At 65.2% G+C, this 5,990-nt stretch carries 5 protein-coding genes; all 5 read right to left on the bottom strand.

The features are described from left to right. Positions 1-798, bottom strand: a 798-nt coding sequence (locus tag V6M48_RS12485) for a thiamine pyrophosphate-binding protein (RefSeq protein ID WP_332812856.1), incomplete at its 3' end; no start/stop codon positions are given. Next, the gene (locus V6M48_RS12490; protein ID WP_332812857.1) at positions 798-1,172 is read right to left on the bottom strand and encodes a c-type cytochrome; all 375 of its coding nucleotides are present in this window, start codon (positions 1,170-1,172) and stop codon (positions 798-800) included. The genes V6M48_RS12485 and V6M48_RS12490, both read right to left, overlap by 1 nt. 132 nt (positions 1,173-1,304) lie before the next feature. Then, positions 1,305-3,656 carry a TonB-dependent receptor gene (locus V6M48_RS12495; protein WP_332812858.1) on the bottom strand — a complete coding sequence of 784 codons (2,352 nt, stop codon included), beginning with the start codon at positions 3,654-3,656 and terminating at the stop codon, positions 1,305-1,307. 255 nt (positions 3,657-3,911) lie between these two features. Beyond that, the gene (locus V6M48_RS12500; RefSeq protein WP_332812859.1) at positions 3,912-5,177 is read right to left on the bottom strand and encodes a Gfo/Idh/MocA family oxidoreductase; all 1,266 of its coding nucleotides are present in this window, start codon (positions 5,175-5,177) and stop codon (positions 3,912-3,914) included. Next, positions 5,174-5,990 (bottom strand): RHO alpha subunit C-terminal catalytic domain-containing protein (locus V6M48_RS12505; RefSeq protein ID WP_332812860.1); only part of this gene is annotated, 817 nt, incomplete at its 5' end. The genes V6M48_RS12505 and V6M48_RS12500, both read right to left, overlap by 4 nt.

Genomic DNA, 5,990 nt, shown 5'->3' on the forward strand with positions numbered 1-5,990 from the left:
GGTGTCGACCGAGATCAATGTTGGCCCCATCGGCGCGGTCGTCGCGAGCTTGACCGCGCGGACGGTCGATTCGGCGAAATGCTGCATCGAGATCGGCTGATCGTCCCATTTGGTGAAGTCGCGCACCAGCGCCGCGCCGTCCTGCACCGAATGCATCCACTCGATATACGGCCGCCGCGTCGCCGCATCGAGCGATGCGCCCATGAACATCAGCACCGGCACCTGATCGGCGAAGGCGTGATAGATCGACATCGAACCGTGCTGGAGGCCGACGGTCGCGTGGAGCATCACCGCCATCGGCTTGCCGGTCACGCGGGCATAGCCGGCCGCCATCGCGACCGACGTCTCTTCGTGCAGGCAGGTGAGGAGCTCCGGAGCCTTGTTGCCGCCGTAGTTGATCAGTGATTCGTGGAGCCCGCGGAACGACGATCCGGGGTTCGCGGCGACATATTCGATCCCGAGCGACTTGATGACGTCAACCATCACGTCGGAATTGGCGCGATCGACGGTGAGCTCATGCGTCCCGGCCGCAGGGGGCGCGAATTCGGCGTGCGCCCCGCTGGCGGCACCCATTGGGGTGGGAGCCGTGGGCGGCGCCGCGGGCGGCGTCCCGCCCTCGGGCGCGGTTTGTGCGGCGGCATCCGCTGCGGCGATCAGCCCGCCCGTGACGAGAAAGCCCTTGAGGATGTCGCGGCGGCCGGCGATCGCCGAGCTGACGAATCCCGCATCCTGGCCCTTCTCCTCGCCGGGACTTGCCGATGGAACCGGCCCTGACTTGTCGGGATCGCCGTCGTTCATCACTTTGCCTTTCGGAGGAATATCGTTGGACTGTTCGCCGCCGCGAGCGGCTCGGCGCCCCAGCTGACACCGCTGCGCGCGAGAATGAAAGCGGTGACGTCATGCGCCTGCGCACTCGTCAGCGAACCGGGATCGGCCACCGGCATGTTCAGTCTGATCCAGCGCGCGAGATCGGCAGCGCTTGCGGCGGCGCCCTGCGGCTGCTTGAGCGCCGCGAGCGGACGCAGCGCCGGTCCGCTGTCGCCCTGGAGGTCGACGCCATGGCAGCTTGCGCAGCCTTCGGCGTAGAGCGCGCCGCCCTTGGCAATCTGCTCGGTGGGCCGCTGGTCGGCGCCCGTTTCCGCTTCCGCTGGCACGACGGCTGCAGCCGACATCAACGCGATGCCGATGAGTCCGGCGCAGCAAGCCACTGTATTCATCCCGGGAACGCCATCACAATCCGTCGTCACTCTTCCGCGGCGAGGCTGCCGGCCCGCGTGCTGGCCGGCAGCCCTTTGTTCATGTCGTCAGAATTTCATGCTCGCTTCGATGCCATAGGTGCGAGGCGCGCCGTTGATGCCGATCAACGGCCCGGAGACCCCCGCGCGGCCGCCGTTGCTGAAGAAGCCGCCGTTGGCGACCGGCGCGATCAGGGTGAAATAATCCTCCTTCGTGATGTTCTTCGCCCACAGCGACACGCGCCATTTCTGCTCGTCCCCCTCGAGCCCGAGCCGGGCGTTGACGATCGTGTAGCTCTCTTCCAGCGAGCGCGGATCGAGCGTCGCGAACAGATATTGATCGCCGATGTAATTGGCGTCGCCGCGCACGAAGGCGCTGATGCCGCTGGCGGTGATCTCCTTGGTTACCTCCGCTCCCACCGAATAGCGCCATTTGGGGCTGTTCTGCGGAGTCAGGCCGTTGACGTTGCAGGTCCCCGGCCGCGATCCGTTAGGAGTCTGGCCGGTGTAGCAGGGGGCCGCGGAATAATTGGAGAAATGCGAATCGAGATAGGTGAGCGATCCGAACAGCAGCAGCTCGGGGATCGGCCTCGCCTGCATCTCGGCCTCGACTCCCTTGGTGTGGATCGTGCCGGCATTGCCGACGATGAAGCCCGCCCCGGACACCGGATTGTTGATCGAATCCTGGAAGCCCTTGACCCTCATCTTGTAGAGGGAGACGTTCAACAGCAGGCGGCGATCCAGGAAGGTCGCCTTGGTGCCGAGCTCGTAGTTGCGGACATTCTCCGGCCCGAACACGACCGGCGTCCCGGGCGCGACCGCGCGGCCGCTGAAGCCGCCCGATTTCCATCCGGTCGACGCGGTGGCGTAGGCCATCACGTCCGGGGTGACGTCATATTGCAGGCTGGCCAGCCAGGTGAACTTCGATTCGTTGTAGCGCAGCCGCGGCTCGCTGTTGGTCGGGAACTGCGATCTGAAGTTGGCCGGAGCACCCGGCGTGACCGTGCTCACGGCCGAGGCGCGCTTGCGGTCGTAGCTGTAGCGCCCGCCGCCGGTGAAGCGGAACGCGTCGGTGATCGCGAACGTCGCCTGGCCATAGCCTGAGATGCTGAACGTCTTCTGGTGGAAGTCGTAGAATGCGGTCAGCCCGCCGGGCAGCATCGTGCCGTCGGGGAAGACGCGGTTCGGCCTCACCGTCGTGCGCTCCTCGTGGAACGACGTCTTTTCGTGGAACAGATAGGCGCCGAACTGGTAGCTCAGCCTCTGGTCGAGCGACGAGGCGAGGCGCAATTCCTCGCTCCAGGTGTCGATCGGGTTGGTGAACGAGCTGGTATAAGCGAGCAGCGGCTGGGCATGGGGCGCGCTGCGCGGCGAATTCATGCGCGTGCCGGTATAGGCGGTGATCGAGGTCAGCGTGTGGCCACCGCCGAGACCGAATTCACCGGTGAACGAGCCACCGAAATTCTTGAGGATCTCGAGCGGGTCCTCGTCGCTGTCGACGATATGATCGCGGCTCGTGAGGTTGGTGTAGGGGCGCCCGAGCGCGGTCTGCATCGCAGCCAGGAAGCCCGGGGTCGCGATCCCGAACGGTCCGAACGGATCGACGTTGTCGCCGACGCAGCAATGGTTCTTCACCCGCGTGTAGAAAGCAATGAAGTCGCCGGTGAAGCTGGAGCTCGGCGTCCAGCGCAGCCGGGCGCGGCCGGTGAATTGCTCGGTGTCGTTGATATGCGACTGGGTGTTGATGTTGTAATCATAGCCGTCGCGCGTGTTGAAGTTGAGCGACACGCGGCCGGCAAGCTCCTCGCTGAGTCCGCCGCCGATAAAGCCCTGGACATATTTGGTGCCGTAATTGCCGATGCCGGCCTGGACCATGCCTTCGGTGTTCTGGCTCGGGGCGCGCGAACGGACGATGACCGCCCCGACCGGCGTGTTGCGGCCGTAAAGCGTGCCTTGCGGGCCGCGCAGCACTTCGATCGCCTCGAGGTCGAGCAGGTTGGACGACAGCACCGCCGCGGCCGATTTCTGATAGGCACCGTCGAAATAGACGCCGACGCTGGGCTCGATGCCGGGATTGAGGCCGAACGAGCCGATGCCGCGGATCTGGAGCGCCGAGGCGCGCGCGGTGTTGGAGCCGATCAGGCTGAGGCTGGGCACCGACTGCGCAAGATCCTTGACGTTCTGGAGGCCGCGCCGCTCGAGGGTCGTGCCGCTGACCGCGGTGACGGACAAAGGGACATCCTGGATATCTTCGGACTGCTTGCGCGCCGTGACGACAATGTCTTCGATGCCGTAGTCGGGCTTTTCGGCTTCGCCCTGGTCCGCCGGCTGTACCGCCGCCTCCTGCGCGCCCGCGCCGGTGGACCAGCAGCCAATGAACGACAAGGCCGAGACAGCCGCCAACAACTTGTTTTTGCTCATTTTCCTCTCCCCAAGATTTTATTGTTTATATTATCATAACGCCAACACATGGACGGTCAAACTCTGTCCGTTTTGGCGCTTAGAACCTTCTGCTCCGTGGTATTTGTGCCGCACCTAGACCATCGCACCCACCCACGAACGCCGCAAATCGGGGTGCCGTTCTTGACCGGCGCCTGCGATTTCAGAGGCTGGATTTAGCCGTTTGGCACCGCATTGCTTGTTGCGAAAAGCCGGGGCCCACCTTTTCGTGCAATGCTAGCCGTTGGCAATCTTCGGCTCGGCTCCGACCACCGCCTCTTGATATCTTGCGGTGACAGCGTCGATCAGCGCGCGGTCGTGAGACGGTGGAAACGGCGCGACGAACCCGGACATCTCGACTTCCTGTCCGCGCTCGCCGGAGGTTACGATCGCCGTGCACAGCTCGATGTTGCGCGTGCCCCATTCGGCATCATGGGTGAGCGGCTCGCCGGCGATGCCGGCGATCAATTCGTCGAGCACCACCCTGCGACCACCGGCGATGCCGTCGAGCTTCACCTCGTGGCGGCCCTGGGTCGAATAGACCAAAAGCCCTTCCGGTCCGACCCGAAGATCGGCGCCTTCGCAGCTCGCGATCACCAGCCCGAACGTCACGGGGCCCTGCGGCTTGACGAACAGGGCGCCGCGCCGCGAGACCTCGGGTGGCCCGTACTTGAACTGCGCCTCCTCCTCGGCGGTGACCGCTTCGATCCGCCGCCGCGAGGACCCGTAGGTCTCCTTCGCCGCGCCGCCCTCGCCCTGTCCGAAGGTCAGCTCGCTGGCCGGGAAATGGTCGTAGCCACTGTAGAAGATGTAGGCGGTCAGCGCCTCGTCGTAGCGCAGCAGCGCCGAATAGCTGCCGATGCCGGCGCGCTCGGGCGCCCACGAGCCGGTCTGCGCGCTCACCGCGCGCGGAGTCCTGCCGCCGGTCAGATATTGCAAGATGTCGGCGTGATGGACCGCCTGGCGATAGGCGACGCTGCCGCCCTTGTTGCTGTCGAGCTCGTCGGGATGGCGCGGCCGGTACCACCAGTCGTTGTAATTGAGCGCGTTGATGCTGCGCAGCGGCCCGAAGCGGCCGGAATCGATCAGCGCCCGCATCGCGCGCAGCGGCGTTTCATAGCTGTGCGAGACGCCGATGACGACGGTGCGGCCGGTCTCTCGCGCGGTTTCGGCGATCAGCCGCCCTTCGGCGGGCGTGGCCGCGACCGGCTTCTCGATCAGCAGATGCTTGCCGGCACGCAGCAGCCGGACGGCATGGTCGCAATGCATCGGCGTCGGCGTCGCGATGACGACCGCGTCGATCTCGTCATTGGCGATCAGCTGATCGATGTCGGTGTAGGCGGCGACGCCGTCGAGCGCCTGCAACGGCTCCAACGCGGCTTCGCGCGGATCGCAGCCTGCGACGAGGCGGAGCTGCGGATGGTCGATGATCTCGTTGGCGAACACCGCCCCCGGCGCTCCCATACCGAGAACGCCGAAGGCGAGCTTGTTCGGTTCGCTCATTCCGCGGCGGCTGCCTCGAGGAAGCCGAACCGCTCGATCAGCTGGCGATTGAACGGCGAGTAGCGCGCCGCCTGCTCGGTCAGCATCAGATAGACGAAGCCCATCGCGTCACCGAGCTTGTTCGCCTCGGTCTGGAGCTCGATGAACTTGGCGACCTCGGGATCGCGCACGACGCCGATCGGATCGCCGCCTTCCTCGACCACCTTGACCTGCTGGAGCAGCATCCTCCGGTACATCGCAATGCCCTTGTCCGAGGCGCCGAGCGTCTCCTTGCTGCGGTCGGCGATGCGGCCCTGCTCGGCCCAGACCGAGATGTCCTGAGCGTCAATATAGTCGAGGATCCAATTGCCGTCCTCGTCCTTGAGCGGCACCGTGTAGGACGGGATCGTGATCTGCCGGGGCATCGGCACCGGCGTCTTCCAGACATTGTACCAGAGGTGCCAAGTGTTGACGTCGTCGATCGGCACCCGGATCTGGAACTGGCCGATGCCCGCGCCGGCGAGCTTGAGCATGTGCGGGAAGACCAAAGGATGGCCGATCTTCCAATCGTCGTCCTCCTCGGTCCCGCCTTCGACGACACGGCGCTTGATGATGCCATATTCGAACTCGCTGAAGCCGACCTTCTTGTGCTTCTTGGCGGTGAGCTTCACCTCCGGCATGCCCTTGAGCGCGCGATCGGCGTTCATGAACGCGCCGTGCAGCCATTCGACATGGTGCGGATCGACCGAATTCTCCATCGCCTGCAGCCAGTTGAAGTCGAGCATCGCCTCGCCGATGTCGCGGGTCGTGCCTTCCTGCTCGACGAACAGGTCG

Origin of the sequence: Sphingomonas sp., from assembly GCF_036677245.1 — a bacterium.
In the GTDB taxonomy this organism is placed as follows: Bacteria; Pseudomonadota; Alphaproteobacteria; order Sphingomonadales; family Sphingomonadaceae; genus Allosphingosinicella.

What these genes read in the sequence shown, in the direction of transcription:
- V6M48_RS12490 (WP_332812857.1), bottom strand. Translation starts at nt 1,172, where the DNA reads ATGTCGGCTGCAGCCGTCGTGCCAGCGGAAGCGGAAACGGGCGCCGAC.
- V6M48_RS12495 (WP_332812858.1), bottom strand. Translation starts at nt 3,656, where the DNA reads ATGAGCAAAAACAAGTTGTTGGCGGCTGTCTCGGCCTTGTCGTTCATT.
- V6M48_RS12500 (WP_332812859.1), bottom strand. Translation starts at nt 5,177, where the DNA reads ATGAGCGAACCGAACAAGCTCGCCTTCGGCGTTCTCGGTATGGGAGCG.